Annotated in this window: 2 protein-coding genes; both read right to left on the bottom strand. The window is 30.7% G+C overall.

What is annotated here, in order from left to right; genetic code table 11:
* Positions 1-1,293: 1,293 nt before the first annotated feature.
* On the bottom strand, positions 1,294-3,081 hold the full coding sequence (locus AB4Y15_RS13760) for an NADH-dependent [FeFe] hydrogenase, group A6 (protein ID WP_427340917.1): 1,788 nt from the start codon (positions 3,079-3,081) through the stop codon (positions 1,294-1,296).
* A gap of 30 nt (positions 3,082-3,111) precedes the next feature.
* Positions 3,112-3,694 (bottom strand): NADH-ubiquinone oxidoreductase-F iron-sulfur binding region domain-containing protein (locus AB4Y15_RS13755; RefSeq protein WP_427340916.1); only part of this gene is annotated, 583 nt, incomplete at its 5' end.

The raw sequence follows: 3,694 nt of genomic DNA, 5'->3' as shown, positions 1-3,694 counted from the left end.
ATCCGAATATCCTTTGTGCTTCATGTAATACTGGCATTAATGCTCCTTTTTTTTCTTTATTCTCTTCAATTACTTTCTTTAACTCTTCAATCTTCTCTTTGTTCTCTTCCCAATTAAATTTGAATTCCATTTCTTCCCCTCCTCAATACATAAAACTAGAACAAAATCTTCAATTTAAATAAATTAAGGAAGATTTTGCCTATATCCATTACGGAAATTATATTTTAAAATTATCAACAATTTAATAAAGTTTATAACGACCCTGACATGTAAACATGCCAGACAAAGTTTCAATAAAATCAACATTAAATTTTTAAAATATGGGATTTTATTATAATTTCCTATGGATTATAAAAAAATAAAATTATAAAATGAACTTATTGACAAAATATTTATTTCTACAAATATATGTTTAACACCTAGATATAAAAAGTAGGCTAACAGCTAACAGACAACAACAATTAGTTATTAGTCTATTGACTAAGCTTTAATTCTCAAAACTCGAATAGCTAACTACAAATAGTAAGCTACAATACCTAATGCCCAGCACCTAAATATAAAGTTTATCAGTCTGTATATAAATGTTGTTTGATAAATTTTTAACATTAAAACTATCTTAATTATAAATAATTTGTTTATAAATTGTCAATGTAATATCACGATAAAATTGTGAAATTCTAACTTTTTATATCTAACTTTAATCTTAATATTTTTTAAGCTAATACGTATATACCCTGCAATTTCATTCTTACACAAACGACATACAATATATCAAATGTTTCATTTCTCTATTATAGTTATAATATCAATCTATAATTTTCAAGAACAAAATCTTCAATCTAAAATCAATTATATTATAAGGAATATTTTGCCTATATCCACTACGGAAATTATATTTAAAATTATCCACAAATTAATGTAGTTTATAACGACTCTGGTATGTAAACATGCCAGACAAAGTTTCAATAAAATCAACATTAAATTTTTAAAATATGGGATTTTATTATAATTTCCTATGGATTATAAAAAAAATATATTCTCCAACTTCTTCAACATCTTTGTATAATTTCTCTGTTTCGTAGTTATACTTCTTAATTATTGATATTTTACCTCCTGGATAGGTTCTACAATACTCTTTACTATTATACCTAAACTCTTTTTCTCCTACTCGCTTTAAGTTTCTAAATTAAAATTTTCCCAATATTTTTCATGCAATCTTATCTATAAATTCTAAAAATCATCTCCCTAAATCGGTAATAAAATAGCCCTAGCTAAATGCTAGGGCTATAAATCTTACTTGCAATCACAAAAATATTCTTCATATTTATTTTCTTCATCTACAGGATAATTCTTTCTTGCTACATAATGAGTATGAAGTAATTCATGAGCTTTATGACTATTAGGCTCTCCTAAGAATTCTTCATAAATCTTCTTAATCATTGGGTTTTCATGAGATTTTCTTATTTTCTTAGCTTTATCTTCATCATATAGAGCCTTTGCTCTTTCCTTCATTATATCTTTAGTCATTCTGTCTTTTGCACTAACATGTGGCTGTCCTCCACCAGTTACACAACCTCCTGGACAAGCCATTATTTCTATAAAGTGATATTCTTTTTCACCTGATTTAACTTGTTCTAATAATTTTCTAGCATTACCAGTACCATGAGCTACTGCCACTTTAACTACTAAATCTCCTAATTTAACTTCAGCTTCTTTAATACCTTCTGTTCCTCTAACTTGTTCAAAATCAATATTCTCTAATTCTTGTCCTGTTACAACTTCTGCAACTGTTCTAAGTGCTGCCTCCATTACACCACCAGTAGCTCCAAAGATAACACCAGCTCCAGTTGATTCACCCAATACTTCATCAAAATCTTCATCTGGTAGGTTAACAAAATCTATTCTTGCTTCTTTTATCATTTTAGCTAATTCTCTTGTAGTTAATACATAGTCAACATCTTGATATCCTGTTGCAGCCAACTCTTCTCTTTGAGCTTCAAACTTCTTAGCTGTACATGGCATTATTGATACTACAACTATATCTTTTGGATCAATATTATTCTTTTCTGCATAATATGATTTTATAACTGCACCTAACATTTCATGAGGTGATTTACAAGTTGATAAATTATCTAAGAATTCTGGATAGTAATGTTCGCAGAACTTAACCCATCCTGGTGAACATGAAGTAATCATTGGTAATTTTCCACCATTTTTTAATCTGTGAAGTAACTCATGTCCTTCTTCCATTATAGTTAAGTCTGCTCCAAAATCTGTATCAAACACTTTATCAAAACCTAATCTTCTTAAAGCAGCTACCATTTTACCAGTTACTCTTGTACCCATTGGAAGACCAAATTCTTCTCCTAATGCAGCTCTTACAGCTGGAGCTGTCTGAACTACAACATGTTTATTTGGATCATCTATTGCTTCCCAAACATAATCAATTGATTCCTTTTCTCTTAATGCACCTACTGGACATACAGCGATACATTGTCCACAATTTATACATGGAACATTTCCTATACCTTTATCAAAAGCAGGTCCTACAACAGTTTTAAATCCTCTATTTGTAAAATCTAATACACCTACTGTTTGAACATCTTGACATACACTTACACATCTACCACATAAAATACATTTTTGTGGATCTCTAACTATTGATGGTGATGAAGTATCAACAGGTGCTACAGTTTTTTCTCCTTCAAATGATATATCTTTAATACCTAATTCATCTGCAAGAGTTTGCAATTCACAATTTCCGTTTCGTGTACAAGTTAAACACTCTCTATGATGATTTGATAAAAGCAATTCTAGAGTCGCTTTTCTTGCTTCTCTAACTCTCTTAGTATTTGTTCTAACTACCATACCTTCTCTTACTGAAAGTACACATGAAGTCTGAAGATTTCTAGCTCCTTCAACTTCAACTAAACACATTCTACATGCCGCTACTTCATTTATTTCTTTCAAATAACATAAAGTAGGAATGTCTATGCCTATGCTCCTTGCTGCTTCAAGCACAGTATAATTCTCTGGAACTTGAATTACTTGATTATCTATAGTAATAGTTACTTTTTTCACTCTTCACACCCCTTTTCTACTGATATATTACTACTTCCTTACTATAGCATTAAATGGACATTTTTCCATACAAGCACCACATTTGATACACTTATCTTGATCTATTACATGTGGACTCTTTCTTTCTCCTGATATTGCTCCTACTGGACATACCTTAGCACATACTGTACATCCTTTACATAAATCTTCTTGAATGTGGTATGAAAGTAGAGCTTTACATGAACCAGCTGGACATCTCTTTTCATTTACATGCGCTTCATATTCGTGTCTAAAGTATTTTAATGTTGATAATACTGGATTCGGTGCTGTTTGTCCTAATCCACATAATGATGCTGATTTGATAGTTTCAGCTAATCTTTCTAACTTCTCTATATCTCCTGGCTCACCTTTGCCGCTAGTTATTTTCTCTAATATCTCTAACATCCTCTTTGTACCAATTCTACAAGGTGGACATTTACCACATGACTCTTCTACAGTAAAGTCTAAGAAGAATCTCGCTATATCTACCATACATGTATCTTCGTCCATTACTATCATTCCGCCTGAACCCATCATTGAACCTAATTCTGTTAATGTATCAAATTCTATTGGTGTATCTATTAGGTCTGCTGGT

Origin of the sequence: Caloranaerobacter longqiensis (assembly GCF_050286925.1) — a bacterium.
In the GTDB taxonomy this organism is placed as follows: Bacteria; Bacillota; Clostridia; order Tissierellales; family Thermohalobacteraceae; genus Caloranaerobacter.
The sequence above is the reverse complement of the archived record's forward strand: the minus strand, read 5'-3'. Positions and strand labels throughout refer to the sequence as shown.